This is a genomic window from Cupriavidus sp. FW216-B1 (genome assembly GCF_058789195.1).
The window spans coordinates 757,758-783,888 of record NZ_JBYTEL010000001.1; the positions used below are offsets into that span (position 1 = coordinate 757,758).

A 26,131-nucleotide genomic window follows, 5' to 3' on the forward strand; every position below is an offset into this window, starting at 1 on the left:
AATGACGACGATCCCCACGGAAGTGTCTCATCTGATTGAGACAGTCCTGCATGCAAGAAAAACGAAGACCTCTCTCAACATCGTTGGCGGCGGTACGAAATGCTTCTACGGTGAAGAGCCGTCGGGTGAACCGTGTGATGTCCGGCGCCTCAGCGGAATTTGCAGCTATGAACCGTCTGAGCTGGTTGTCACCGCTCGTGCAGGCACACCGCTAGAAGAACTTGAGGCCGTGCTGGCCGAGCACAATCAGTACCTTGCCTTTGAGCCGCCACGCTTTGCTAAAGGAAGTACTGTCGGAGGAGCGGTCGCGGCAGGTCTGAGCGGGCCAGCACGCGTCGGGGTAGGGTCCATTCGGGACTTCGTTCTCGGCGCGACCATGATTAACGGCAAAGGCGAGCTTCTGACATTCGGCGGGCAAGTGATGAAGAACGTTGCCGGTTATGACGTTTCGCGTCTCCTGGCGGGCTCAATGGGAACACTCGGTGTTATCTGTGAGGTCTCGCTGAAGGTTCTGCCCATTCATTCATCGAGGATCACCCTGTTCATTGAACGCGACGAAGCAGGGGCGTTGTCTCTCTTAAACGGGCTGACTCGGCAAGCATTGCCAGTCAATGCGAGTGCCTGGCACGACGGAAAGCTGTTCCTCCGACTGAGTGGTGCAGCCTCTGCTGTCACGGAAGCCAGAAAGCGTTTGGGCGGGACTGAGCTGGAACCAGACGAAGCGTTGTCCTGGTGGGATGCCGTCCGCGACCACCGCCACGACTTCTTTTCACAGAGCGACGCGCCTCTCTGGCGTGTTTCCGTTCCGGCAGTCTCCCAACCCTTCTTGGCCGCGAATCAGCTTATTGAATGGGGTGGTGCATTGAGATGGCTATACACCGACGATCCCATCGAGGACGTTCGGGAAATGGCGTCATCGCTTGGTGGTCACGCCACGCTGTTCAGGGATCCGCATCATAGGAGCGGCGTGTTCACGCCACCGAGCGATGCGCTCTTCGAGATTCATCGCAATCTCAAGCAAGCGTTTGATCCCGATGGCATCTTCAATGTTGGTCGACTCTACCCCGGCCTGTAAGGGGCTCCATATGCAGACAAAACTAAGTCATGAGTTTGCCAACACTCCAGAAGGGGCGGAGGCCGAAGAGATTCTGCGCAAGTGCGTGCATTGCGGCTTTTGTACGGCAACGTGTCCGACTTACCTGCTTCTGGGCGATGAACGTAACGGACCCCGGGGACGCATCTACTTGATGAAGCAGTTGCTTGAGGGGGAAGAGGTCACAGCAAGCACCCAACAGAATCTAGACCGCTGCTTGACGTGCCGGAACTGTGAAAGCACCTGTCCCAGCGGTGTCGAGTACGGCAAGCTAGTTCACATTGGGCGGAAGCTAGTCGATGAGCGAATTCCTCGTCCGCCAAAAGACCGCGCGGTGCGTTGGCTGCTGCGTGAGGGGCTAACTTCGCCATTGTTCTTGCCGGCCATGAAGATTGGCCGAATGGTTCGGCCGCTACTTCCTTCCAAGCTCGCCAACAAGCTTACGCCGAGCAGACCTGCGGGTCAGCGCCCAACGCGCCGCCACGCCAGGAAAGTGCTCATGCTCGAAGGTTGTGTGCAGCCGGCGATGATGCCGAACATCAATTCTGCGACCGCGCGGGTACTCGATGCAGCCGACTTTCAGGTTGTAAGTGTTCCTCGAGCCGGTTGCTGTGGCGCGATCCGGCTGCACACCGGAGATCACAAGGGCGGCCTCGATGATATGCGCAGAAACATCGACGCCTGGTGGCCGGCGATTTCCAGCGGTGAAGTCGAGGCAATTGTCATGAACGCGTCCGGCTGCGGCGCGACCGTGAAGGACTACGCCGACTTGCTAAAGCATGACGCGGAGTACGCCGAGAAGGCAGCTCGGGTTAGCGAGTTGACCCGCGACCTGAGCGAATTGCTTCCTGAACTTCTGCCAAGACTGCGCGGCAAAGTCAAAGCGTGCGACAAGCCGGCCTTGGCGTTCCATCCGCCGTGCACGCTGCAACACGGCCAGAAGCTGCGGGGAGTGGTGGAGGAGCATCTGGGACAGTTGGGCTTTTCCGTTCATCGTGCCAGCGTGGAGAGTCACCTTTGTTGCGGCTCAGCCGGCACCTACTCCGTTCTGCAGCCCGAAATTTCACTCCAGCTCAGAGACCGCAAGATCGAGCATCTGAGCGAGAAGCAACCTGACTGCATCGTGTCCGCGAACATCGGTTGCATCCAGCATTTGCAAAGTGGAACGCCCACGCCAGTAAAGCACTGGATCGAGGTACTGGATGATGCAATCGAGCCGGCAGTCCAACCAGAGGAACAAGTATTTATCTAGCGGCAGGGCAAGAAACGGCGTCGAAGTCGGCACGGGCTGCGAGAGCGGCCCATGCAGTAGTGTTTCGCCTCCTGCAAGTAACGCGGTCGGCGAAAAGTTAGTCACATCAAGATAAGAGGAGCATTTTGTGGCGATCTATCGAATTGGAGAGAAAGAACCGACAATTCATCCGAGCTCGTATGTATCCGAGCATGCGGTAATCATCGGCGACGTGGAAATCGCCGAAGACGTGTCCATCTGGCCCGGCGCTGTGATCCGCGGCGACAATGAAAAGATCACGATTAGGCGAGGCGTGAACGTCCAGGAGGGGGCTGTGTTGCACACCGATCCTGGCTTTCCCGTCGAGGTAGGCGAGATGGTCTCCATTGGACACCAGGCGATGCTTCACGGTTGCAAGGTCGGAGCACGTAGTCTGGTCGGCATTCAGGCTGTGATCCTGAATGGATCCGAACTCGGACAACAATGCCTCGTGGGGGCCGGATCCTTGATCGGCGAGCGCAAGAACTTCCCGGCAGGAGGCTTGGTCATGGGCACACCTGCAAAGCAGGTACGTGAACTAACGGAGGAAGTCAAAGCTGCGATCGAGAAGAACGCTGACGACTACATTAACAAGGCGAAGACGTACAAGAAGGACCTGGTCAAGCTGAGTTAGCAAGCTCCGCGCGTCGGCGGATCAAGCGTCGACGCCTTGAGACGAGAGCGCCAGCCAGCGCCTCGTCTCGTCATCCCTCTCCATCAAGATTGGTGCTCCGGCCATCGCGAACGAACGCGACAAGGCCCGGCCTTGAGTTGCTACCCGGCCACAGGCACAGAACCCCTTCACGCGCCGCCGCTGTCTGCGTGGTCGCTACCCTCACCAGTCGGACCATATCGACTCGGTGCCTCCAGGTACTTCGCGCGATCATTCTTCACTGAATCTTTATATCATCTGCTCAGTGATTGCCCCCTTTTTGTAGACATGACAGAACCTACGGTTGAAATGCTTGCGGACGAACTTAGACCCCGCTTGATGCGGATCGTTGTAGCGCTGCGGCGGGAAATGAGAGCGGCGCACGTGCCCCCCGCGCAGAGCGCTGTTCTTAGTGCATTGCTCGTAAGAGGGCCGATGCGAGTTAGCGATCTGGCCAGGAATGAAGGCGTCAGATTGCCTACGATGACGCAGATTGTCGGGCGGATGGTCGACGCCGAGTTAATCGCGCGCTCCGCACCCGTCGGCTCGTACAACAACATGATTCAGATTACTGATGAAGGCCGGGCTGTGGCCGGCAAATTGGCCGCACAGCGGACGGCGGCACTGGGCAAGCGCATGGAGGGATTGACGCCCGAGGAGTTGCAGACGGTGATCGCGATGTTCCCCATCATCGATAAGATGTTCAAAAGAGAACCGTGGCTGGACCACGAGTAATACCAACGAAATCTTCCTGGAAGACGACACGATTCGAGAAGGCTTATCGCTAGCCGGCCGCGCTTGCGCTGCAACTGCGGAGCCATGCAGGGAGTTGTCAGAGTCGCCGAGAGCAACCGCATCGCCCAATATGGGGCGCACTGCCGCGACCTATACGCTAATAAAAAAGGCGCCTAACACTCACTTAGGCGCCAAAACCTGACTGGGAACGTAGCTTCGGGGGAAAGGGCGACGTATCGCCCTTTGCGGCCCCCGATCTACACTTGAGTTACAAATTTCGTGACGAGATAGCCGTCGAACGTCTCGGTCCCACCCTCACTCCCGATACCGCTATCTTTAATGCCTCCAAACGGTGTTTCGGCGAGAGCGCTTCCAAAGTGGTTGATGTTGACCATGCCGGCCTCAAGGCGGGTAGAGACAGCATGCGCTGTCTTCGCTGACTCGGTAAACACGTAAGACGACAGGCCGTAAGTCAGTTTGTTCGCCCGTGCCAGCACCTCATCCAGATCGTCGAACGCTACAACCGGGGCGACAGGGCCGAATGGCTCGCAAGTCATGAGCATGGAGTCGTCTGAAATGTCTATAACGACGCTGGGCGCGAAGAAATGTCCTGTGTCGCTGCACCTGGTCCCTCCCACGACAACCTTTCCGCCGCGCGCTTTGGAGTCGGCAATCAACCCTTCCATTGCAGCAACACGGCGTTGGTTTGCGAGCGGTCCCATCTGTGTCGAGCTGTCTATACCGTTGCCGACCCGCACTGCGCCAATGACGTCCGTAAAACGCCTGAGGAACCTATCGTAAGCCCCGCGCTGGACGAAGAAGCGGGAGGGCGAGACGCATACCTGACCAGCGTTTCGCAGCTTGTAGTTTGCAAGCATCTCGGCGGCGGTATGGACATCCGCATCGTCGAAGACGATTGCAGGGGAGTGACCACCAAGCTCCATAGTGATTCGCTTCATATGGGATCCTGCTAGAGCTGCTAGTTGTTTGCCAACAGCAGTGGACCCCGTAAAGGAGATCTTCTGGACCAGCGGAGATGCAATGAGGTGTGCTGACACCTCCGCCGGGACGCCAAATACAATGTTTAAGCAACCAGGAGGAAGGCCCGCATCATGGAACAGTTGAGCGATCGCCAGCACGGCACTCGGTGTCTCTTCTGGTCCCTTCAGAATGATCGTACAGCCTGCGCCAAGCGCGGCAGAGATTTTCCGGATCGCCTGATTGAAGGGAAAATTCCAAGGGGTGAAGGCTGCGCAGACTCCGACCGGCTGACGTAGCACGAGCTGGCGGACGTTAGGGTTGCGGCTGGGGATCACGCGGCCGTAGATCCGCCGAGCCTCTTCTGCATGCCAGTCCGCATGCTCTGCACAAACCGTTACTTCGCCCACGGCTTCGTGCAGAGGCTTCCCCTGGTCAATGGTCATGTTGCGGCCGATTTCCGGCGCCCTTTGACGGGCGAGCTCCGCAACTTTACGCAAGATTGCACTGCGTTCCAAAGGCGATGAGTCGCGCCACGTCAGGAAAGCTCGATGAGCCGCCTCGACGGCGGTGTCGAGGTCCTCGCGGGTGGCGAGCGGCAGTCGCCCAACGACCTCCTCCGTCGCAGGATTGACTACGTCCTGGTGTCGCCGGCCTTCAATGCCGAGAAATTCGCCATTGATGTAAAGGGATAATTCTGGATACACAGCGTGTACTCCAATGACTAAGAGGTTAGCTACGAAATTCTGTGCTTGTGACGGAGGTCGATCTATTCGAGCTTAAAATCACCGACCTTAATTACTGCATCAATGCTCTTCTTGCGCTGCTTAAGGTAGCCCTCGAAATCCTCCGGGGACTGCGTAATGACTTCCATTCCAGTGCCTTGCATCCGCGTGCGAAGCTCGCCGTTCTTCAAAATCGTAGCGACATCGCTCTGCATTTTTTTGATTGCGTTCTGGGGCATCTTGGCAGGCGCATACAGGGCGATGGTTCCCGTAAGCTGGACGTCAATCCCCGCTTCCTTGAATGTAGGGACGTTTGGCAGCATAGGCGAGCGTTCTGGCGTCGACACGGCAAAGGCCTTCACTTTTCCAGCCTTAACGAGTTGCGCGATCGGTGCCATATCGATCATGAGCATATCGATCTCGCCTGAAACGATAGCGGGGACACTTTGCCCAGCACTCTTGTAGCCGACTGGGGTCATCTTTACCCCGGTCTTTTGCGCGAACTCCTCCATACCGACACGCATGCCCAAGTTGGCCCATCCGTACGTGAACTTCCCGTTGGCCGCACGAGCTGCCTTAATGAGGTCAGCGAGGTTGTTGTATGGCGCGGAAGCCGGGGTCACCACAACGAGTGGGGTTGCGGCTAGCCCGCTCACAAGGGTGAGTTCCTTGGTGGGATCGACAGCAACAGTGGGGCGCAAGTTTGCGTCGATGATCAACGTGGACGGGGGCATGACCAGAAGGATCGAACCGTCCGGTTCAGCTCGCGCGACAGCCTTGCTGGCGATCGCCCCGTTTGCGCCTGGCCGATTTTCGACGATTACGGGCCGATTCCAGATTTTTGCCAGCTCTTCGCCAACTGCGCGTGCAACTACGTCGGTGCCACCGCCCGGTCCGTAGCCAACAAAGAGCCGGACCGGCAACGGGCCAGATTGCTGGGCGTACAGGATGGAGGGCAGGGCCAGGGAGCAGAGTAGGACTGCTCTGCGGATAGCCGAAGCGGGTTTTGTCATGTTGTCTCCTCTTTTATTATGAAATACAGCCTTAACCTGCTACCGCAGCTGGAGCGTGGCTCTTCGTCCACTCCTCCTTCAACAGCTTGATGTGCTCACGCGCTTTTCTACTGGCGTTCCAACTAAGAACGCCCATCAAAACGTCTCCCTGGTAGTAGCGAAAGATGCAGGAGTCGTCTTTCAGTTGATCCCCTTCGACAACTTCAACGGTGTATTGAGGGCCGATGCGTCCGTAGCTGTGGATTTGGACCTGGTACTGATCCGACCAGAAGAACGGCAGCGGAGCGTATTCAACGCGAGAGCCGAGCATGTTCTTTGCCGCGGCCATCGCCTGTTCGCTTGCATTCGTCCGGTGTTCAATACGCATGTGCTCGCCGTAGCCTTTGTGAAACCACTCTGCAGCATCGCCGGCGGCATATACGTTCGGGGCTGCTTCACAGTATTCATTGCAGACTACGCCGCTGCGGATGTTTAATCCGCTGCACCACTGCACGCTGGGAACTGCGCCGATAGCCACAACAATTACGTCGCAAGCAATCACAACCCCAGTGTCCAAGCGGACTTCGGTAATGGTGCGGTCACGCCATTTCACCTCCCTGAGTTCGCAGTCGTTGTGGAAAACCACGCCGTTGGCTTCATGGAGTTTTTCGATCCGCTTCCCAACGATATCCCCGACTCGCGCCCCGAGAGGAACTTTCGACTTGTCGATGACGGTCACCTCACAGCCGCTGGTCTTTGCAATCGCCGCTAACTCTGTGCCGATGAAGCCCGCGCCGACTACTAGTGCCCGCTTTCCGGCAGTCAGATGTTCCCGAATCGCCAGCGCGTCGTTTAAGTTGCGCAGGCTGTAGCAGTTCGCCGCCTGGCTGAGGTTGGGAATCACTCGAGCGTCCGCGCCCGTGGCGATCAGCAAGCGATCATATTGAAGTGTGGAGCCGTTGCTGAGTTGCAGTGAACTGGCGTCCGTATCGAGGCCGGTGGCCGATGTCCCGTCCAGGTAGTGCAGGTTCAGCGCCTTCATGCCGTCTTCGGACACAAGGTTGAGCGCCTCTACCGGACATTCTCCTGCCATCAGCCGCTTTGAAAGAGGAGGGCGGTCATAGGGCATGCCGCCTTCCTTTCCAATCAGCGTGAGCCGCCCTCCCCAGCCCTGTGCGCGCAGCGCTCGTGCTGCCGTGATGCCGGCGGCCGAGGCGCCGACAACGACGATGTGCTCGGGGGAGTTCATCACTGATCCTCGTGAATCTCGATGGCGAGCGCTGGGCAGATGCCAGCCGCCAGGCGTGCTGATTCGAATTGGTCAGCCGACGGCTCTGCGTTCAAGAGAATGACGATGCCATTGTCCTTTTGGTCGAACAGATCCGGCGCGTTGACGACACATTGACCAGAACCGCAGCACTTTTCGGGGTAGATTGTGATTTTCATGATGCTTCTCATTTAAGTCGGGATTACCAGCGAACAGGGAGTTCCTTGACGCCATACATGAGTGAATCGCCCTTGAACTCAAGGCTTTCCACGGGAACAGCAAGCTCGAGGTTCGGAAACCGCTCCAGCAAGGCGGTGAACATGATCTGCATTTCGAGCCGTGCGAGGGGTTGACCGATGCACTGATGCGGGCCGTATCCGAACGAGACCTGCGTCCTTGAATCTCGGCGAAGGTCGAACACATTCGGATCTTCAAATTTCGAGCTGTCGCGATTGGCCGAGACACTCAGCACTACAACGGGGTCGCCCGCCTGGATCATTTGTCCGTTCACGACAATGTCCTCGGTCGCGACACGACGCTTTCCTGAATGTGTGACATCCAGATAGCGCAGAATTTCTTCCACCGCATTTGGAACGAGGCTTGTGTCTTGTCGAAGCTCATTCCAGATATCCGGTCGTTGCAGGAGGAAAAGCACTCCCATTGCGGTCGTATTCGCCGTGGTCTCGTGGCCGGCAATCAGCAAGAGCCTTGCAAGGGAAACAACGTCCGTTTCGGTGATATCGCCCTTTCGTACGTGATTGACGATGAGGCGGCTGAGGATATCTTCCCCGGGGTTCTCCGATCTCTTCGCCACCAGGCCCTTCAGGTACACCTCGCACAACTCATGATTTGCGGCGATGGCCTCCTCAAGCGTCGCACTACTCGACGTCAGGACCATCGCCAGTTCCTGAAAGAAGTCATGGTCTTCGTACGGAACGCCAAGCAACTCTGAGATCGCCAATGCCGGCGTAGCCAACGTAAAGGCGCTAACCAGGTCGGAGGGTTGAGGCTTTGTTGCGAAGTCGTCCAGCAGCTTGTCTACGATCGCCTGAATCCGCGGGCGAAGGGCCTCGATTTTGCGGATCGAGAATTCACCTGTCAGCATGCGCCGATGCTCTGCATGCTTGGGTGCATCCATGGTGATGAAGGTCCGGTTACTACCCCGGGCAACTTTCATTGCAGCACTGACAGTGGGATAGCCGGGATTCGTAATGTCAGAACTAAAGCGAGGGTCAGACAGGACCGAGCGGACGTCGTCATAGCGCGTAATCAGCCAGGCGATCTTTCCGTCCCAGAGCCTAGCTTGCCCCAAGCCGCTTCCTTGCTGCATCTGGAAGTACACCGGCGGCGGCGACAAAGGATCGACCCGTTCGGGCGGAAAGTCGGGGATGCCGCTGTCCCCGCCAGCGTGCATCGGACACGTGGACTGCGCAGGTGAGGCCGCGTGAAACGGGCAGCCAGTCGACTGCGTGGGGGTTTGGGGGGCGGTCATGAATATGTCTCCGATGGGAAATTGTGAGTACATATTAGGTAGCCTACCTACTATATGCAAAAGGGGTTTACCCTAATCGGTGCAGAGGATTGACCTCGCGTCACAAATCTCGAGCGGGACCAGGGGTGGGAGAGGAGGGCGTGGCTAGACTGGGGGAGCCCAGTTGGCCTGAAGGCGGGCGACCGCCGATTTCAGTGGTCAAGATATGCCGCCGGTGACCCACTGGGTATGCGCGAGGACTGTTTGCCTTCTGGTTGTTATAGCTCGTCCCAGGGTAGATATGCGGTCCGGCCGGGCTGGCTGACGACAGAGGTCGGTACCGAGTGAGGCGCGGCCGGAGGCCCGCTTGGGACCTGCTGGAGGCCACCTTTGACGCCGGGACCTTCCGTAAGGTCGGGATCGCAGGGCTTCGGTTCTTACCTATGCATAGGCGTGAAAAAACACCCGCATGGACGTGGGGTTAGAAGTGCGCGATCGCCACCACTCGCTGACCAAGGGGGCAGCCTCACGACGCGTTGTTAAAGAGGCGCGGGGGGACAGTGAAGCCGGTGCAAGAAGGCAAGCGAGAAAGCCGAAGCGACCTCGCTTTGGCAGCCTACAAATCAAATAAATAGGCTCCAGCTCTCCCCTAACTCGGCACTGAGGTACTCGAACATCGACATGAATCGAAAGCGCTCCCATTGATTGAACGCCTCGCGTACCGCTGCCATCAGTGACATAGCTACCTCCGGGGTGATCGACTTTAGTTAGGGGGGCCACCGCAAGAAAAAAGCAGGTCTTTCAACACTCGTTCGCATCGGCGCATAGCCCATTCCACGATGCAATCGATTACATAGAGCGTAGGTCGCCACGATGGTCTGTCAAGATAAAGCGTAAAAGTGTCATTTGCGGCTCAAAATCAGCCACCTGACTTCGTTGATGGGAGGGTAAACGCCTATTTGATTGTAATAGGTAGGCTACCTAATATTTACCACAAATAAGAGTAAGCGCGCTTCGGTTTTTCAAACATTGCTTATAGAAGTGGAGACAAAATCAATGCAACATCATCCCCGAAGAGGTTCGACCCCCACCCCCCAGCGGGTCCGGGATGTTCTCAAGCCGATCTCCGGTGCCGCCGTGGGAAACATGCTGGAGTGGTTTGACTACTCGTTGTATGGCTATCTTTCCGCCACCCTGGCGAAGGTGTTCTTCCCAAGCAGCGACCCGATCGTTAGCCTGATAGCGGCTTTCGCGGCATTCTCCGTCGCATTCGTTACCCGACCACTCGGCGCTCTGTTTTTTGGATCGCTGGGAGACCGGCTTGGACGGCGCGATACGCTCGCGATTGTCGTTGGTTTGATCAGCGTTTCGACGGGGTTGGTCGGTGTCCTACCGGGATACGAGGCGATTGGCATCGCCGCTCCTTTGCTGCTGGTAGCCCTACGCATGATTCAGGGATTTTCCGCGGGAGGCGAAGCAGGTGGAGCACTCGCATTCCTTGCCGAGTACGCCCCGACACGCCGGCGTGGCGTTGTGATCGGGTTCTTCGGTATGTCGGCTGGAATTGGTGCGTTGAGCGGATCCGGTCTTGTTCTGGCGATCACCAGCATTTTTGGTCAGACGGCAGTTGAGGCATGGGCCTGGCGATTGCCCTTCCTGATCGCTGGTCCGATTGGGTTGGGTGCGTTCTGGCTGCGGCTGCGCATCGAGGAAACACCGGCATTCCGGTTGCACTTGGAACGCGAGGGCGCGGCACAAGCACCATTGCGCGAAGCCCTTCGTGACGACTGGCGAAGCATTGTCAAATGTCTTGGCGTAGCGATCTCACACGGCATCCCTTACTACTTGATCCTGGCGTATCTCCCGTCTTATCTCGTGTCAACTGGACGGTTGAGTAGCGGGCAAGCTCTAGCGGCGTCCGGCCTGGCCTTTCTGGGTTCAGTGATTGTGATCCCATTCGCTGCAGCGCTATCCGACCGCGTGGGTCGACGACCCGTCGCCTTTACGGCGGCATTGGCATACCTCGTCGTTGCGCTTCCTTTGTTCCGGATCGTCGTGGGCTCGACACCAGAGGTGGTAATTGCCACGATGGCTAGCGTCGGGGTATTGATGGGGATGTATGGCAGCGCGCCGTTCTGCATGATGACGGAGTTGTTTCCGACACGCACACGCTACAGCGCCATGTCGGTAGGCTACAACGTGGCCATGGTGCTATTTGGCGGCACCGCTCCTTTAATCAGCGCTTCTCTGACGAAGCTGACCGGAAACCCTTCATCACCCGCCTATTTCATGATGGGGGGCGCAGTGTTGTCTATTTTTGCCATCTTGGCGTCTCCTGAAACGTCACGAGTACCGATTGATGAGCTCGGACAGTCGGACGAGCACATTCGCCGCGTGCGCATGGCGCTCAAGGCATCGGCTCGCGTTGAGTGATCTCCTGATTATGAAAACCGCTACATACGACTACATTGTTATCGGCGCCGGCTCGGCAGGGTGTGTTCTCGCTTCTCGGCTGAGTGAAGATCCCAGCGTCAAGGTACTGCTGATAGAGGCGGGCGCTCCCGCGTCATCCATCTTTGTTCAGATGCCGGCAGGGATCCGGGTTCTCTATAAGAGCCAAAAATTCAACTGGCGCTATTGGACGGAGCCCCAGACACAACTGGACAATCGGAATATTTATATACCCCGGGGCAAGGTGGTGGGCGGTTCATCCTCGATCAATTCCATGATTGCTATCCGGGGGAACCGATCCGATTACGACAACTGGGCATCTCAGGGCCTGTCGGGCTGGGACTATGAATCCCTTCGTCCGTACTTTCGAAAGATTGAGGATGCATCACTGGTAACGAAGGCGAGGAATGACGATCGCGGGTACGCGGGTCCGATTCGCCTGTCATACGGCACGCAGCAAAACGCCATATCGACTGCGTTCATAGAGAGCGCAGTATCGGCCGGTATGCCGGAGAACAACGGATTCAATGGGGCGTCGCAGGTAGGCGCAGGATTCTACGAGCTTACGATTGCCGAGGGAAAGCGATCCGGTGCTTATCGTTACCTGGATCGAGCAGGTAACCGATCCAATCTGACATTGATGGCGAACTGTAAAGTCCGCAGGATTCTCCTTGCCGGAAAGCGAGCGCAAGGCGTAGTGATTGAGGATGGATGGGAGGAGGTGGAGCTTCGCGCGGACCGCGAAGTGATTCTGACAGCAGGGGCCATTGCCTCACCGCAACTCCTGATGCTTTCGGGGATCGGACCGGCCAAACATCTGCAGTCGATTGGTATCGCTCCCGTGGTCGATCTGCAAGGCGTCGGTGAGAACCTTCAGGACCATCTTGATTGCGCGATTCGCTTAGAAGCGTCGCAGCCCAATACGCTCACGCCCTATATCGGCCTGGTAAGAGGCGGAATGGCAGGAGCTCGCTATCTTCTTTCAGGAGGCGGGCCGGCTTCCTCTCAAGGCGTTGAGGCAGGAGCATTTTACAACTCCGACAGAAATCCGGATCTGCCTGAGTGGCAGGCCCATCTGATCATTGCGCTGCGCAATCCACCGCCTAACGAAAAAGTTCCCCACGGATTTGCAGTCCGCGTATGCCAGCTGCGTCCAAAAAGTAGAGGCGTGCTGCGACTGCGTTCTTCAGATCCGTCCGATTCTCCCCGAATCGACCCTCGCTTCCTCTCAGACGAGTCTGACCTGGAGAGTTTGGTGCGCGGCGTGGAACGCACGTGCGAGATTGTCGACCAGCCGGCGCTCCGGAAGTACATCAAACGAAGGCTCGACATCGATGCTTTCTCCACCGGTGCAGCCCGTAAGGCATGGATACGCTCGCATGCGGAAACCATCTATCACCCGGTTGGCACGTGTCGCATGGGAGTCGACGACAACGCTGTTGTTGACGAGGAGTTGAAAGTGCGCGGGGTTGAGAACTTGAGAGTAATTGATGGATCTGTGATGCCAACGATCATCAGTGGGAACACGAACCTTCCCATTATGGCCATGGCAGAGAAGGCCGCAGACTTGATACGAAATTCACGCACATCCGCTCGTTGAAGTTTTCGGAGAACTCTGTTCACTGGCGTTTCGAGCTTGCTCCGTCGCCTTCTTCCCGGTTGTCCCCTTACACGGGGACGAAAGGTTGCAGCATAGATTTCCCAGCATCGAATGGGAACGTCTACGGGCTTGCGTCGTTTGATGGAAGCGTTGGGCCACACCCTTTCTCTCAAGCGCCGAAACCGCCGGAATGCCAAAGCGCGGGTTCCAGCAAAGAGGACCACGTGAACAAGGGACTCGCCAGTCAACACATACCCATCACGGGCGCGTCACAGGGCATCGGCCGCTGGACATTCCCTGTACTTCAATAACCTTAAGGAGATAAGAATGGTCAAGTTCACCTATCTGGTACTCACGAACGCGGTTCCGGGGCGTGAAGAAGAGTTCAATCGCTGGTATACCGAGCAGCACCTTCCAGACGTGTTGCGCGTACCGGGCGTGGTGAGCGCACAGCGCTTCAGTCGCACGGAGCAGCAGCGAAAAGCGGGGCCTCATCCGTGGCAGTACCTGGCACTCTATAACTGCGAGGCCGCTGACCCGCAGGTCGTCACAGATGGGATCCAGGCTCGCGTCAACACAGCGGAGATGCAAATGAGTGACACGGTGGGCGATGTCAAATATGGTTGCTATTTCGAGCCAATCACCGAGGTGATTCGCAGTAAGTAGACGGCATGGAAGTACCTGCTTTCCCGTCGTCTCAAAGATGAGTCGGGTAGAAGCTCAACAGCTTCTCCGCCACGTGAGGCGACGGGCCAGGGCGGGTCGCTTACTCCGCCGTAGCGGCGATGGAAGGCCATGCAACCCGGTGCGAGAGCTTGGGACTTGGGCCGAGGAGGCCAGCCTAAAACCTTCAGCGCTGCAATCACATGGGCGACTGCGCTGTTGCCCGTAGCGGATCACGCATCCATTTCGCGGCGCCAGGCTTGCGGGCTCTGCGATGTCCATCTCCGGAATGCGCGAGTAAATGCACTGTGCTCCGAGTACCCAAGTATCCAGGCCACCTCAGCGAGCGAAAGCCGTGGATCTTTTAGGTAATTCTCTGCAATCCGGCGTCTCGTGTCGTCACGTAGCTCGCGAAATTTCAGACCCAGTTTGTCGAGTCGCCGCTGCAACGTGCGGGGGGTCATGTGCATGGAGGAAGCCACTGTTTCAAGGCTCACTTCGCCTTGACGCGCGAGCCCGGCTACCGCTTGCCTGATGGCATGTTCCATGTCATCCATCTTCGGCATGGCACCCAGCAGAGCCTGTACCTGAAGCTCCATGATTCGCAGTAGCGCTTCATCAGGTTGACGCAGAGGCGCCTGCAAAAGGTCGACGGGGAAGCGCAGACTCGTCTCCGGTTGGTCGAACTTCACCGGGCAGCCGAAGTATGCAAGATAAGGGGTGGTGTCTTGAGGTGTTGCGTTAACAAAGCACACCTCCTCCAGCCTCACATCACCATCTGTCATGGCTCGCGTGAAACGGGTCATCGCAGCCAAGGCCGTTTCGTCAACGAGCGGCCCCGTTGGTTCCGTCGAACGGGGCCACGTCATCACGACGGACTTACCTTCGGTTCTTAGCTCCGCCGGCGTAACGTTTGCAACCACACGGTCGTACTGTTGCCAGCGTTGCAAGACAGCCCCGACGTCAGAGCAAGCCCCAAGTGCGTATCCAAGCACGCCGAGATGCGCAGGCGCAATGCGCTGGCCAACGTGCAATCCGAGGAGCGGATCATTGCAAACCTCGGCGGCACGCTCAAGCAAACGCCGCCAGTGATCGAGCGCGTAGAGTCGCACTTCCTGGCAATTAGGGCTGGATTCCCCCAGCACATGCACGGCATCCAGCCCTTGGTCCTGCAAGTAGTCGAAAAGCAGGTTCACGTAGGTGCTGGCGTAGTAAGCGGTGGGCGCGGACATGGGATGACAATGAACAATGTCGCGAAGTGTCAAGAAAGTGTCGAGGACTGTCAATGCGGAGGGTCACCAGTTTGATCAAACTGTCGGCAAGCCAAGCGAACAGGAGTCTAAATTGCCGTCCGATATGATGAACTGGCTGCATTCCATATTTGGGAAGTCCGTGGATTGGAAGCAGGCGTTCATGCTCAGCATGGTTCCTCTCTTCATCATTGCATTCAGTCTCGAGACCCTGATCAATCGAAGGCGTAGAGCCGAATCGACACTGAACTGGAAAGAGGTGTGGGCGAACATCGCATTGGGCACCACTTACCAGATCATGGAGCCCCTGGGAGTGGCTCTTGTGACAGGATCCATCTATGCGTGGGTATATTCAAAACGTTTGTTTGATATCCCGGTGGACGGTTGGACCATTCTCCCAATCATTCTGTCGGTCGAGTTCTGCTACTACTGGTTTCATCGCGCCAGCCATCGAATCCGCTGGTTTTGGGCGGCGCACGTCGTTCATCATACCGGCGAGAACATGAACTTCACTACGGCGGCACGACAATCGATGCTCAATGTGGTCGCTGGGAGTTTCATCTTTTTCCTTCCTCCCGTGCTCCTCGGTGTGCCGCCGGCCGCAGTCGCACTCATCCTGGCCGTGAATCTGTCCTATCAGTATTTCATTCATACCGAACTGATCCGCCGCCTTCCTGGCTGGATTGAGTACATCTTCAATACACCGTCCCATCACCGTGCCCATCATGGCCGAAACGACCAATATATCGACAAGAACTACGGTGGCATGTTGATCATTTTCGATCGCATGTTTGGCACTTTCGAAGAAGAACGGGAGACGGTGCAATACGGCATCACCCAACAGATTAAGTCCTACAATATCCTGGTGCTGAATCTCCACGAGTTTGTCGACATGTGGCGTGACGTGATGTCACCGGGGCCCGTGTGGCAGCGACTGCAACACCTGTGGCGGCCGCCGGAATGGGTGCGCCGTGGTCATGAACCCATCCACACATGGACGGTGGACAGGAACGAGCCGACCGGCAGTGAGTCGACACCCACTCCGTCAACGTCCGCTACCTGAGAGCCAACTCATGCATCGCCTCTCTCAAATATACCTGGCCGTTTCGGCACTGGCTTTCCTGCTAATTGGCTTGCATACGTTTCACGACCCCGCTACGGCAATGGCGGGCCTCGATATGCAACCCCATTCGGTGAATGCCTTCAATGAGATCCGTGCCAACTACGGTGGCATGCATCTCGGTATCAGTCTGTTGCTGGCCCTGGGTCTACTCTCGAAGGCGTGGCGAAAGCCCTCGATGTGGATCAACGTCGTGTTCACCAGCGGCCTGGTGCTCGGGCGGCTGGTCAGCATTTCCGCTGACGGGTGGCCAAATGATCTCGTTCGAATGTTGCTTGGAATCGAAGCAGCAGCGGCATTCACCGGCCTAGCGCTGTTGTGCTTCCTCAACAAACATGATGCGCGCTCTTCCATGAGATGAGCGCTCACTTTGAGCGCCCGCGACGCGTGGACATGAGGTCATCGTTCACCCAGTCCTATCAAGTTAAACTCGCACCGATCAACCTCCACCTGTCCTGATACCGGTCTTGCGGACAACGCGCGAGATATCCGCGTTGACGGGCTTCACCGCTTTCTAAGCATCCTTTCATCGCGACGGGTCCGACGCAGCGAAGAGAACGCTAGCTCTCCCGAGAGCAGTCAAGGTGTTGGGGCCTGGCCCCAGTAGAGACTACGGAGGTTGCGTCCAGGACCGTAGTGTTCGGTCTCTTCTGGGGTCTTTCGATGCCGTGTCTGCAATTGCCACCCTCTGCGAAGTGCTTATTAGCAGGCGCAGATCTTTGCCGGCATCCGGCCGCCATTGTGAGAGTATAATTTCACGATAGTGAAACAACACAGAAAACCGCTCTCCACGCTGGTGTTCCTTTTGCAAGAACGACCTCCATGCCACGACCACTACCTGATCCGAAGCCACCGTCGCGTGCGACGATTCGCACCATTCACCAACTGGGCGACCGCATTCGAGCAACGCGGGCAGGGAAAAGGATGCCCATTGACCAGGCGGCAAGACATTGCGGGGTCTCGGTCGGCATGCTGTCCAAGCTCGAGAACGGCAAGGGCGTCAATCTCGAGCACGCCCTGCGTGCGTTGGACGGACTGGGTTTGGCGATGCTGGTCGTTCCCAGGGCGCATGCGCCTTGGCTTGAACAGGCAGCGGCCCATACGGCCAAGATCGGCGAGGACGCGGCCAGGCGACAGCACGCCTGGCTGGAAGAGTAGTAGAGGCCTGCGATCAGGCTGGGCATCAATCTCTGATGCGATCCCAGATCGGTGCGGAAATGCACTTCGCTTGGTGTGCTGACGCGCCTTATGCTTTCCTGATCCATCCGATGCGGTGCCGCTCCTGCGTGGCCTCGTGCCGCGCATCCTCTTCGCTGTGCAGATAGCCGCTCGTCGTCGACAGCGAGCTGTGCCCAAAGTTGTCGCGCACATAACGCAGGTCGACCTGCTGGTCGGTCATATGCGAGCCGGCGGTGTGGCGCAGCCAGTGGGCCGAGGCGCTGGCCAGCACCGCGGCCTGCGCCCCCCACTCGGGCCCGCGCGCCCGCAGGCGCTCCGCGGCCATGCCAAACACCTCTTTCAGGATCAGGTGCAGCGCGCCGCGTGACAGGGGTTTCTCGCCACCCTCTCTGCCAATCACCGGCAGCACCAGTGGCCGCGTCTCCCCGAACTGCGGGGTAGGCGGCAGGTCGTGGGCGCGACGGTAGCGCGCGAGTTCGGCAATCAGTTCGTCGGTCGCCGGCACCAGCCGGGTCTTGTTGCCTTTGCCGGTCACCTCGAGCCACCAGCGCTCGATGCCCTGGCCATCGCGCCGGCAGAAGAACGCGCCCATGGGGGTCGCCGTCAGCTCGGAGGCGCGCAGGCCGCCCAGATAGAGCACGGTCAGCACCCACCGGCAGCGCGCGGCGTGCCGGCGTTCCCGCGCGGTCTCGGTCGGCATGGCCGCGACGGTGTCTTTGACCGTTTCCCACAGGTCGTGGCTCAGATAGCGGGTGATGCGCGCTCGGGTGGGGGCGCGCCGGCGGCGGGCGAGGGCAAGCGGGTTGCCGGCCAGGTAGCCCGCCTCGGTCAGCCAGGCGAACAGCGCGTTCAGGATCACCATCGCGTGGCGCACGCTGGACGGCGACAGCGGCCCGGCAAACGGGCGCCAGTCGGGGTGGCCGCGTGCAAGCTTCTTGCTGCCGGCCAGCACCCAGCGCGCGGCGGGTTGCGGATCGGCGAGGAAGCGCTCGTAGGCGAGCAGGTCTTCGTGCGTCAGCGAGGACAAGGGCTTGCCCACCTGGAGCACGGTCCACAGGATCAGCCGCTCCACCTCGCGGCGATAAGTGGTGAGCGTCGCGGTGCTGTCGGCATAGCGCGCGAGCCAGGCGGTGACGGCGGCCAGGTCGTCGGCCGCGGCGATCCGCGTGGCGCTGGCGGGCGCGCGGTTGCTGCCGGCCGCGCCGGACAGCGCCGGGGTCAGGCGCAGGCGCTCCAGCGGGGTGGGAAGCGGGGCGGCCAGGCCATCCAAAGGTTTAATCGGGAGCAGTTCCATGGTGTATCGGCCTAAGCGTCGGTTTGCACAAATTTGTTCCCGCTGGTCGCACGCCAGCAAGCCGATTGCAGGGCGATGGTAACAATATTGCGTCGAGAAACGCTGCAAGAAATTGTTCCCCCAGCCGACACTTGAAGCAATTTTGTACCTTCCCCCAACGCATCGGTCCGTCGTCAGCCTTCACCCCGCCGACGGCGCGGGGCGATCCGATGGACGGGATTCAGCTGCGCAAAGCGATGACGTTCGCCGTCAGGCGTGCCACGCAAGCTAGCCGAGTCACGCCGCGCCTGCCGCCGGTGCGTGCGCTCCAGCGCGCCAGCCAGGCGTGCCCATGGGGGTCGGGAACAAAATTCTGCAAAAAGAGGGCACAAATTTATGCATACCGACAGGGGCAGCGTGGGGAGGCGATTCGAGCCAATATTATAGACATAAGCGTACTTATGTCTAAACTTTTACACGAATCTTGTTATCCACTACGTATTACGTAGTAATATTTAACTCTGAATGTCCAAAAAGGTGCTCGACCATGACGCCAGACGCTGTAGATCCCCTTCGCCTCGAAGCCGAGGTCGAGCAGTTGCGGCACCTTCACGCCGACACGCGCACGCTCTACCGCGAGGTGTGCGGGCTGCTGTTCTTTCGCTACGGCATCACGCCCACCACCAACAAGCTCTATCAACTGGTGCGCAAGGGCAGCATGGGCACGCCGGCCCAGGCGCTGCAGCAGTTCTGGCAAGACCTGCGCGCCCGTTCGCGGGTCACGATTGACCATCCCGATCTCCCCGACAGCCTGAAGCAGGTGGCTGCCGACGCCGTCCAGACCATCTGGCGCGCCGCCGGCGAAGCCGTCTTGGCCGAACTCGCCGCGACGCGCCAAGACATAGAGGCGCAGGAGCAAGTCGTCGCGGCCGAGCGGGATGCCGCGCAGATGGCTTTCGCCGACGCTCAAGCCGCGCTCACCGCGCTCGAGCGCGAGCGCGAGGCGTTGCGGGCTGAATGCCGCCAGTTGCAGGAGCAGGTGGCGCAGGCGCGCGGCGCCGAAGCAGCCGCATCGACGCACCGGGAGGCCTTGCAGAGCGAACTGCTGGCGGCGCGCGAGCAGGCGGGCGCCGCGCGCAGTGATTTCCTGGCGGAGCTGGAGCGCATGCGCGAGCAACTCGAAGCGATGGAGGCGCGCGGGGACGCTGCCGTGCGGCGTGCCCAACTGGAATTGGACCAGGAACGCACGGCGCGGCGCCAGAGTGACCGGGGACTCGATGCGGCGCGGGTGGAGGTGGATCGCTTGCGCGACATGCAGCGGCAGGAAGCGGTGGCCGCGGCCGAAGCGCTGGGTAGTTGGCAAGCCCAGGCGCAGGCGGCGCAGGTACGTTGCGCGGCGCTGCAGGACGCGCAGGAGAGCGGACAGCAACAACTGGGTGCCGCCCAGGAGGCCTTGGCAGAAATGACCCGGCGGGCCGAGCGTGCCGAGACTGAACGGGACCTGTCGCGCGAGTTGCTGGGCAATTGGCGCGACGGCGCCAAGGTGCGATCCGGGGCACGGCGCAAGGCCGCCGCCTAACCGCTTCGAGCCACCGCCCATGCACGCGCCCCATGAGATTGCCCGCGCCGACGCCATTCGCTGGGTGCGTATCAAGATGGCGCAATCGGGCCTGACACTGGCCGATTTATTGGCGGCCGGCTGTTTCGCGCCCACAGCGGCACGGCCACGCTACCGCAAAATGCCGAGGGGCAAACCTGGGATGGGCGAGGGGAGCGTCCCGACTGGTTTCAGCGGGCCATCAACGCCGGACAGCAGCCGGAATTCTTTCAGATCGACTGAGGAATCTGCGCCAAACGCCCCTGGCTCAATGACGCGGGGCGCGCTTGCGCGGGGGCGTCACGTCTGGCACGCGAAACAGTTCCGCGACCGGGACTTCCAGGGCGAGCGCCAGCCGTTCAATGACGTCGATCGACAAATTGCGGGCCGCCCTTTCGACGTGTGCCAGAAACGAACGGTCCATGTCCGCTTGCCAGGCCAGATCTTCCTGCGTCCATGCATAGGCCGCGCGCAGTCGCCGAATATTCAGGGCGAGCAATTCACGAGCGGAGGGCTGATGGACACGGGACATGCGTCCATATTGCGGACCGTTCCCTTATCTGTCAGTGGTCGTTGAGTCACAATATTTTCCTGCTATATAAGCTCGCCGTTTCCATGAAAGACAAGGCTTTCCGAACATATTCTTGCGTCAAGGTCTTCTCATTCTGTAGTCGTTGAGACACAATGCCGCCTTTGCAGCGGCCCTTAACCAAGGGCTTCGCGCGGCGTCACACTGCTGCGCACACCGATCGCCGCCCCGCGCGCATAGCACCGAGAGGGCCTGCCGCCGAACGGCGGATCTGGGGCGGCAGGCACGAGCGGCTACGCATTGCCCTGCGTCAGCGCAACGACACGATGCACGATGATTTTGTTTCTGGACTACGACGGTGTTCTGCACCCCGATGCGGCCTATCTGGTCAATGGCCGGCCTCAATTGCGTGCGGCAGGCTCGCTGTTCATGTGGGCGCCGATTCTCGTGGAAGCTCTCGCCCCCTATCCCCAGGTCCAGATTGTTCTCTCCACGTCGTGGGTGCGCGTGCTCAAGAGCTTCAGCCGAACCCAAGCCTATCTGCCCGCTGCGTTGCAGGCGCGCGTGATCGGCGCTACTTGGCATTCGGCCATGGCGCGACACCATGAGGGTGCGCACCGCATCGACGCGAGCTGGTTCAGCGAACTCACGCGGTATGCCCAGATCGCGCGATACGTTGCGCGATCTGGGCTGCGGGCCGAACATTGGCTGGCCATCGACGACGACAGCGAGGGCTGGCCCGTCGCGCTGCGCGACCACTTGGTCGAGACGGATGGGGCGCTGGGGCTTGCGAGCGCGTCGACACGGTGCGACCTGACCCAGCGACTGCAGGGGATGGCCGCAAGCACGCTCAGCGGGAAGTGAACACCATGCTACGCGTGACCGTGGAACTCATTCCAGACGGACAGGAAGACTGCCGCCGAACACTTGGGCAGCTTGAGATCGAGAACATCGCGGGCGATTCGCTGGTGACCGGTGCCTACCGAATCGTCATGGACGAGTTCGATGCGCGGGGCCCGGGGCCGCGCACAACGTTCCGGACCATCGCATCGCTAGACAATGTGGAACGGGACCTCGTTCGCCCAATGCAATTGGTCGGCATGGCGCTTAGCGTCGTGGCACCGGTTAAGCGCACGATGCATCGTTCGGAGGACGTGCCGCAGGGCACCGTGCTATCGCGCGAGTCGATCTAAGACGGTTTCGAGTTGCTGGGAGGGGTACCATGGCTGAAAAATTTGTATTCCGAGACCTGGCGTTTCGCGCGGGTGCACACCTATGGTCCAACCCCAAACTGCGCGGCACCCCGGCGGAAATCCCTATCATCCTCGCGCGTCCGACCCTGTTTGATGTGGTCCAACTCGCCCAACGCTACCCGCTGGAAACGTTGTACCGGGCGAATCGCCGGCTCCGGGCGACCCGGGAGATTTCCGAGCGCCAGTTTCTTCGCACGCAGGAGATTCTGCGCAACATCCAACGCGCAAAGAATGATGGTGCGCTCAGTTGCGAAGATTGCGTGACGGCGGTGACCGTAGGTTACGAAGATCCTCCGAGGGAGGAACGAACGTCGACACCAGCGCAACGACACTGCGCATTGGCGAATTGGTTGCCGGGCGGACTGCAAACCATCAAATCTGAACCCGAAGAATACATCCGCCTTGACGACGTGCCGTCGGAGTTCACGGTGCCTCTCCGTCGATGGCTACGGTGGCAACTCGATTGCGCGCCGGGCCAGTCGTCGGGGTGGCTGATCGATACGCCTGACGGCCAGGGTCTCTCACACGGCGGATGGTGCGCTTTCCTGTCCTGGCTAACCGACGCCTTGCTTTGTCGATTAGATCAAATCGAAGTTGGTATGTGACGAGCATCGCTCCGCCGCCGCTTCGACAACTTTCATGTAGCCGTCCGATGCAAAACTCTCTCGTTGTTCTTTCCCTTCCGGGCGCGTGGGTCTCCCGTGCCGAATTTCTATCCGCGCTAAGTTCTCAAGCGCCAAAGTATCGTCTTGTTGACGGCATGCTCACGGATTTGCACACGGGGGAGAGCGTCCTCATCGAGTTTCGGAAAGGACGTCGTAGGAATACCGTGCTGGATTTTTGGTGTTTTGGTCTGCACTGGCACGACACCAGCGAGATGCGTGCAGTGAGGCAGCACGCGTCGTGCGTCATTATCAAGGGCGCGGGGGGCAGTTTGCATCGGATGATGCATCTGATGGCTGCGGCAAGCGCTGTGGTTCAAGCTGGGGCGCTGGGTGTGCTCGTCGAGCACGTCGGCATTGCCCATACGCCGCAAAAATGGCTGGACTTCGCGAGCGAGGGCGTCGATGGGATTCTTCGGGCGTTTGTCGTGACGGTCGATGGGGCCGGCAGCGGTGCCTATAGTTGCGGTATGCATAATTTTGGGATGAAGGAAGTCAGTGCCCCGGCCGAAATCCCAAACTGTGCGAATGTTGTCGGAATCATTACCCGGCATTTGTTGGTGAAGGGCGCGAGCATTGCCCGCGGACAAACTATCGCCATCGGCGGGAAGGCAGACCGGTATCAATTTTGGGATGTGCGATCTGCGGTGGCTCCCGATGGGGCCGTATTCGACCACCAAATTGGCACGTGGAAGCTGCTGCGTGCCGAGGCCATCCATTAGAGTTCGAGGCAGCGCTGTGGACTGACGAGAACGGCCGTAGGAGGCGCCCTTCACCGACGTCAAATGCCGCCGTCCCGTACGACACTCTTGGTCGCTCATCATTCATGCGCCGAGAGTCCAGTTCGTGACTGAAAGGCGGTGCAACTCCCAACAGTCCCGGAAATCGATGTGTTTTACCGCTTTGTAAGCAGGACGGAAAATCAGCGTTCATGAACACTGGGCCGGGCAGTTAAGCGCTTAGCGGTCTCCTCCCCGAAGTCATTGTCGGGTGCTGATTCCGGGAGCCCGGCGAACGAAATCGTGGTTCGCAATTTGATCAAACATGAATTTGGCCAAGTCTTCACGGGCGACCGTCAGCGAATGCTTGGCGTGACCATACAAGCCGACGTTGAGTTGCTCCGCGGCGTGGCGATTCTTCAATACAGCCGCTCGAACCATTGTCCAATCAAGCGACGAGATACGGATCGCTCTTGCAAGTCCGATCATATCTTCGTAAGCACTTGGCATCGCGAACTTGATGATTGCGGCAGGCAGCCAGATCTTGAGGTCGAAATCATCGCCAGGATCAGCGGCTGTCCCGGTCGAGACCGCGATGAACCGCTTCACCTGCTCGCGTTCCATCGCTGAGATGATTGCCCGGGTCGCCGTAGTGATTGGCATACCTTTCGGGTGTGGCTGCCTGGCAGGGCCCAGCGCCGAAAGCACCGCATCTGATCCACGGATTGCGTCTCGCAACAAGTCAATATCGGTAAACTCGCCTCGGACAATCTGCACATTGGCGTTCTCAAACTTACTGCTGGAACGTGCAAAGACGGTGAGTTCGAAGCCGCGCTGCAGGCCCTCGTTTACAAGGGATGGCCCGGTTTTCCCGGTCGCTCCGAAAAGGGTAACTTTCATCTCTCTCTCAATTGCCGCTTCACAGCCTCAGGTGCTAGTGGCCCGATCAAATTTGATAGCATTGCATACGTGTTCGAACCACGGACAGTTGCTCCGAGCTATCGAGCGCTGTCGATGATCGAGCCGCCGTCGGGGGTAAGGCTGTATCCGGTCAAAAACTGGGCATCCTTACTCGCCAAGAACAGGACGACAGGCGCAATATCGTCTTCCGGCGAACCATAGCGGCCGAGCGGGTTGGTCGGCGGAGGGACGTTGGTTTCCGGACCCCATGTCTCGGCCACCGGCAGTACATTATTCACCGTGATCTTGTCGGGGCCCCACTCACGGGCAGCGGTGCGGGTGAGAGCGCGCACTGCCTCTTTGGCCATGTTGTACGGACCATATCCCACCAAGCCCAGGACACCAGCCATTGAGCCGAAGTTGATGACACGTCCTTCACCGCTCGCCTTGAGGTAGGGGTACGCCGCCTGCATCGTCCGCAGATACGCAATCGGTCCCATCTCGAAATTGCGCTGCAACTGTTCCGTCGACAGATCGGTAATGGAAGAGAACGGCGCGGATGAGTCGAAGGCATTGTTGACGAGGATGTCGATCCCGCCATAGGTAGCGACGACTTTATCCACCGCTGCCTTAATCTCGCCGGCATTGGCGATGTCGCAAAGCGCGCCGATTGCCGTTCCGCCATCAGCGCGAATGTCGGCAACGACCGCATCCACATTGGCCAGGGTGCGCGAAAGAACGGCCACTTTGGCGCCTTCTGCGGCAAACAGTTTTGCGATGCCGCGGCTGGCACCAGTGATGATCGCGACTTTTCCGTTGAGTCGAGCCATGGTTGATCTCCGTTAGTTGAGGGATGTTTGGCGCTCCGCAAATGGAGCGTAGGGGGACGGGGTCTCGCGAGCGATGTTCTGTGTTGCGAACGACGAAACGAGCAGCACAACGCCGACTACCGCAGGCAGCGCACCTCTCAGTTCACGGACGCCAAGGTGAGCCAAACCAGACAGCAGCAGGTGATAAAACATGCCGGCGTAGGCCAGGTCGCTTAGCGGCGCGCTGACGCGCGCCAAAATGGCGGCCACGCCCAGGAGCTTTACCGCAGTGAGAAACGGTACGAGATAGCCGGGATAGCCAAGGTCTGTAAGTGCCTGGACAACCCAAGCCCGTTTGGCTAAATACATCGTCGCGGAAGCGAGATAGAGCAAGGAGAGCAGCGCCGTGCTGATCCAGTACACGTAACTTTGAGTCATGAGGTTTCCTAAAGCTGGGGGATTGCATCGACACGCAACAGAATGTCGTCTAAGCTAAAAGTCAGCAAGTAGGATGAAAAACTGGTGGTTAGTATGGAAAAGAAGACTAATGGCGGCGATGAGATCAACATGCACGAGGAAATGCGCCGGGCATTTGCGCTACTGTCGGGAAAGTGGAAGCTGGAAATCATGTGGCTGCTCAACCAGCGGATCTATCGCTTTGGGGAACTGCGCAAGGCCATACCGGGGATCACTCAGCACATGTTGACGGCACAGCTTCGTGAATTGGAGGCGGATGGCCTAATATCGCGCACGGTGTTTGCTGAGGTGCCGCCGCGCGTCGAGTACGAGATCACGGCAAAGGCGCGCGGCTTGGGGGCCACGATGGAGGCGCTGACAGCGTGGTGGAATGAGTATGGGAGAAGTGTGCCGGCGAAGCCGACGTCGCGCGGGCGCAGGGCAAAGGGGAGTTAGCGCATCCGGCATGAGACTGCGTTTGCCCCGG

28 protein-coding genes are annotated in these 26,131 nt (G+C 59.0%); 17 read left to right on the top strand and 11 right to left on the bottom strand.

Features of this window, described 5'->3' with window-relative positions; translation table 11 throughout:
• The first annotated feature begins 1 nt into the window (after position 1).
• From glcE to AC3WXD_RS03245, 4 genes are all read left to right on the top strand, one after another.
• Positions 2 to 1,075: a glycolate oxidase subunit GlcE gene (glcE, locus tag AC3WXD_RS03230; RefSeq protein WP_062794395.1), complete on the top strand. Its 1,074-nt coding sequence runs from the start codon at positions 2 to 4 to the stop codon at positions 1,073 to 1,075.
• 10 nt (positions 1,076 to 1,085) lie between these two features.
• Positions 1,086 to 2,345, top strand: a complete 1,260-nt coding sequence (glcF, locus tag AC3WXD_RS03235; RefSeq protein ID WP_043358198.1) for a glycolate oxidase subunit GlcF — start codon at positions 1,086 to 1,088, stop codon at positions 2,343 to 2,345.
• A 127-nt stretch (positions 2,346 to 2,472) separates the two neighbouring features.
• Positions 2,473 to 2,997, top strand: coding sequence for a gamma carbonic anhydrase family protein (locus AC3WXD_RS03240; protein ID WP_043355330.1), 525 nt, complete (start codon positions 2,473 to 2,475; stop codon positions 2,995 to 2,997).
• 387 nt (positions 2,998 to 3,384) lie between these two features.
• Positions 3,385 to 3,750 carry a MarR family transcriptional regulator gene (locus AC3WXD_RS03245; RefSeq protein ID WP_224040759.1) on the top strand — a complete coding sequence of 122 codons (366 nt, stop codon included), beginning with the start codon at positions 3,385 to 3,387 and terminating at the stop codon, positions 3,748 to 3,750.
• Between the two features lie 257 nt (positions 3,751 to 4,007).
• Here the strand turns inward: AC3WXD_RS03245 and AC3WXD_RS03250 are convergent, their stop codons facing one another.
• The 5 genes from AC3WXD_RS03250 to AC3WXD_RS03270 form a co-directional block, all read right to left on the bottom strand.
• Positions 4,008 to 5,435: an NAD-dependent succinate-semialdehyde dehydrogenase gene (locus AC3WXD_RS03250; protein WP_062794397.1), complete on the bottom strand. Its 1,428-nt coding sequence runs from the start codon at positions 5,433 to 5,435 to the stop codon at positions 4,008 to 4,010.
• A gap of 62 nt (positions 5,436 to 5,497) precedes the next feature.
• On the bottom strand, positions 5,498 to 6,466 hold the full coding sequence (locus AC3WXD_RS03255; protein WP_043355327.1) for a Bug family tripartite tricarboxylate transporter substrate binding protein: 969 nt from the start codon (positions 6,464 to 6,466) through the stop codon (positions 5,498 to 5,500).
• 31 nt (positions 6,467 to 6,497) lie between these two features.
• Positions 6,498 to 7,694, bottom strand: coding sequence for an NAD(P)/FAD-dependent oxidoreductase (locus tag AC3WXD_RS03260; protein WP_062794398.1), 1,197 nt, complete (start codon positions 7,692 to 7,694; stop codon positions 6,498 to 6,500).
• Positions 7,694 to 7,891, bottom strand: coding sequence for a ferredoxin (locus AC3WXD_RS03265; RefSeq protein WP_043355325.1), 198 nt, complete (start codon positions 7,889 to 7,891; stop codon positions 7,694 to 7,696). Before AC3WXD_RS03265 ends, AC3WXD_RS03260 begins: the two co-directional genes overlap by 1 nt.
• Before the next feature lie 23 nt (positions 7,892 to 7,914).
• Complete coding sequence (locus AC3WXD_RS03270; protein ID WP_196765234.1) at positions 7,915 to 9,204, bottom strand: cytochrome P450; 1,290 nt, start codon at positions 9,202 to 9,204, stop codon at positions 7,915 to 7,917.
• A 1,035-nt stretch (positions 9,205 to 10,239) separates the two neighbouring features.
• On the opposite strand from AC3WXD_RS03270, the gene AC3WXD_RS03275 reads away from it, so the two are divergent.
• From AC3WXD_RS03275 to AC3WXD_RS03285, 3 genes are all read left to right on the top strand, one after another.
• Positions 10,240 to 11,616, top strand: a complete 1,377-nt coding sequence (locus tag AC3WXD_RS03275; RefSeq protein WP_063778466.1) for an MFS transporter — start codon at positions 10,240 to 10,242, stop codon at positions 11,614 to 11,616.
• Positions 11,609 to 13,234: a GMC family oxidoreductase gene (locus AC3WXD_RS03280; protein WP_196765235.1), complete on the top strand. Its 1,626-nt coding sequence runs from the start codon at positions 11,609 to 11,611 to the stop codon at positions 13,232 to 13,234. Before AC3WXD_RS03275 ends, AC3WXD_RS03280 begins: the two co-directional genes overlap by 8 nt.
• A gap of 327 nt (positions 13,235 to 13,561) precedes the next feature.
• A complete protein-coding gene (locus tag AC3WXD_RS03285; RefSeq protein ID WP_052495067.1) occupies positions 13,562 to 13,900 on the top strand; it encodes an EthD domain-containing protein in 339 nt (112 codons plus the stop codon).
• A 230-nt stretch (positions 13,901 to 14,130) separates the two neighbouring features.
• On the opposite strand, the gene AC3WXD_RS03290 is transcribed toward AC3WXD_RS03285, so the two are convergent.
• Complete coding sequence (locus tag AC3WXD_RS03290; protein ID WP_492323017.1) at positions 14,131 to 15,183, bottom strand: AraC family transcriptional regulator; 1,053 nt, start codon at positions 15,181 to 15,183, stop codon at positions 14,131 to 14,133.
• Positions 15,184 to 15,241: 58 nt separating this feature from the next.
• On the opposite strand from AC3WXD_RS03290, the gene AC3WXD_RS03295 reads away from it, so the two are divergent.
• The 3 genes from AC3WXD_RS03295 to AC3WXD_RS03305 all read left to right on the top strand — a co-directional run bounded on the left by AC3WXD_RS03295 (position 15,242) and on the right by AC3WXD_RS03305 (position 17,425).
• On the top strand, positions 15,242 to 16,210 hold the full coding sequence (locus tag AC3WXD_RS03295) for a sterol desaturase family protein (RefSeq protein ID WP_492323018.1): 969 nt from the start codon (positions 15,242 to 15,244) through the stop codon (positions 16,208 to 16,210).
• 10 nt (positions 16,211 to 16,220) lie between these two features.
• On the top strand, positions 16,221 to 16,628 hold the full coding sequence (locus AC3WXD_RS03300) for a DUF4345 domain-containing protein (RefSeq protein WP_043355321.1): 408 nt from the start codon (positions 16,221 to 16,223) through the stop codon (positions 16,626 to 16,628).
• Positions 16,629 to 17,089: 461 nt separating this feature from the next.
• A complete protein-coding gene (locus tag AC3WXD_RS03305) occupies positions 17,090 to 17,425 on the top strand; it encodes a helix-turn-helix domain-containing protein (RefSeq protein ID WP_043355318.1) in 336 nt (111 codons plus the stop codon).
• Positions 17,426 to 17,513: 88 nt separating this feature from the next.
• Here the strand turns inward: AC3WXD_RS03305 and AC3WXD_RS03310 are convergent, their stop codons facing one another.
• The gene (locus tag AC3WXD_RS03310) at positions 17,514 to 18,740 is read right to left on the bottom strand and encodes a tyrosine-type recombinase/integrase (RefSeq protein ID WP_043355303.1); all 1,227 of its coding nucleotides are present in this window, start codon (positions 18,738 to 18,740) and stop codon (positions 17,514 to 17,516) included.
• Between the two features lie 526 nt (positions 18,741 to 19,266).
• On the opposite strand from AC3WXD_RS03310, the gene AC3WXD_RS03315 reads away from it, so the two are divergent.
• Both AC3WXD_RS03315 and AC3WXD_RS03320 read left to right on the top strand, forming a co-directional pair.
• Entirely contained in the window at positions 19,267 to 20,298 is a 1,032-nt protein-coding gene (locus AC3WXD_RS03315) for a DNA-binding protein (protein ID WP_043358190.1), read from the top strand.
• Positions 20,299 to 20,418: 120 nt separating this feature from the next.
• Positions 20,419 to 20,559, top strand: a complete 141-nt coding sequence (locus tag AC3WXD_RS03320; RefSeq protein ID WP_370459387.1) for an H-NS family nucleoid-associated regulatory protein — start codon at positions 20,419 to 20,421, stop codon at positions 20,557 to 20,559.
• Between the two features lie 25 nt (positions 20,560 to 20,584).
• On the opposite strand, the gene AC3WXD_RS03325 is transcribed toward AC3WXD_RS03320, so the two are convergent.
• A complete protein-coding gene (locus tag AC3WXD_RS03325; protein WP_043355301.1) occupies positions 20,585 to 20,848 on the bottom strand; it encodes a helix-turn-helix domain-containing protein in 264 nt (87 codons plus the stop codon).
• Between the two features lie 330 nt (positions 20,849 to 21,178).
• On the opposite strand from AC3WXD_RS03325, the gene AC3WXD_RS03330 reads away from it, so the two are divergent.
• The 4 genes from AC3WXD_RS03330 to AC3WXD_RS03345 are packed head-to-tail and all read left to right on the top strand — an operon-like array spanning position 21,179 to position 23,482.
• Positions 21,179 to 21,709, top strand: a complete 531-nt coding sequence (locus tag AC3WXD_RS03330; RefSeq protein WP_043355300.1) for an HAD domain-containing protein — start codon at positions 21,179 to 21,181, stop codon at positions 21,707 to 21,709.
• Positions 21,710 to 21,714: 5 nt separating this feature from the next.
• Positions 21,715 to 22,038 (top strand): hypothetical protein, encoded by a 324-nt coding sequence (locus AC3WXD_RS03335; protein ID WP_066735635.1) that lies wholly within the window; start codon positions 21,715 to 21,717, stop codon positions 22,036 to 22,038.
• A gap of 29 nt (positions 22,039 to 22,067) precedes the next feature.
• Positions 22,068 to 22,703, top strand: coding sequence for a hypothetical protein (locus tag AC3WXD_RS03340; RefSeq protein WP_043355296.1), 636 nt, complete (start codon positions 22,068 to 22,070; stop codon positions 22,701 to 22,703).
• A 47-nt stretch (positions 22,704 to 22,750) separates the two neighbouring features.
• Positions 22,751 to 23,482, top strand: coding sequence for a hypothetical protein (locus tag AC3WXD_RS03345; RefSeq protein ID WP_066735637.1), 732 nt, complete (start codon positions 22,751 to 22,753; stop codon positions 23,480 to 23,482).
• A 258-nt stretch (positions 23,483 to 23,740) separates the two neighbouring features.
• Here AC3WXD_RS03345 and AC3WXD_RS03350 read toward each other — a convergent pair whose 3' ends face one another.
• From AC3WXD_RS03350 to AC3WXD_RS03360, 3 genes are all read right to left on the bottom strand, one after another.
• Positions 23,741 to 24,379 (bottom strand): NAD(P)-dependent oxidoreductase, encoded by a 639-nt coding sequence (locus AC3WXD_RS03350; RefSeq protein ID WP_043355292.1) that lies wholly within the window; start codon positions 24,377 to 24,379, stop codon positions 23,741 to 23,743.
• Between the two features lie 98 nt (positions 24,380 to 24,477).
• The gene (locus AC3WXD_RS03355) at positions 24,478 to 25,209 is read right to left on the bottom strand and encodes an SDR family NAD(P)-dependent oxidoreductase (RefSeq protein WP_043355291.1); all 732 of its coding nucleotides are present in this window, start codon (positions 25,207 to 25,209) and stop codon (positions 24,478 to 24,480) included.
• A 12-nt stretch (positions 25,210 to 25,221) separates the two neighbouring features.
• Positions 25,222 to 25,626, bottom strand: a complete 405-nt coding sequence (locus AC3WXD_RS03360; RefSeq protein ID WP_043355290.1) for a DoxX family protein — start codon at positions 25,624 to 25,626, stop codon at positions 25,222 to 25,224.
• A gap of 93 nt (positions 25,627 to 25,719) precedes the next feature.
• Here AC3WXD_RS03360 and AC3WXD_RS03365 point away from each other — a divergent pair, with 93 nt between their 5' ends.
• On the top strand, positions 25,720 to 26,100 hold the full coding sequence (locus AC3WXD_RS03365; protein WP_043355288.1) for a winged helix-turn-helix transcriptional regulator: 381 nt from the start codon (positions 25,720 to 25,722) through the stop codon (positions 26,098 to 26,100).
• The last annotated feature ends 31 nt before the right edge of the window (positions 26,101 to 26,131 follow it).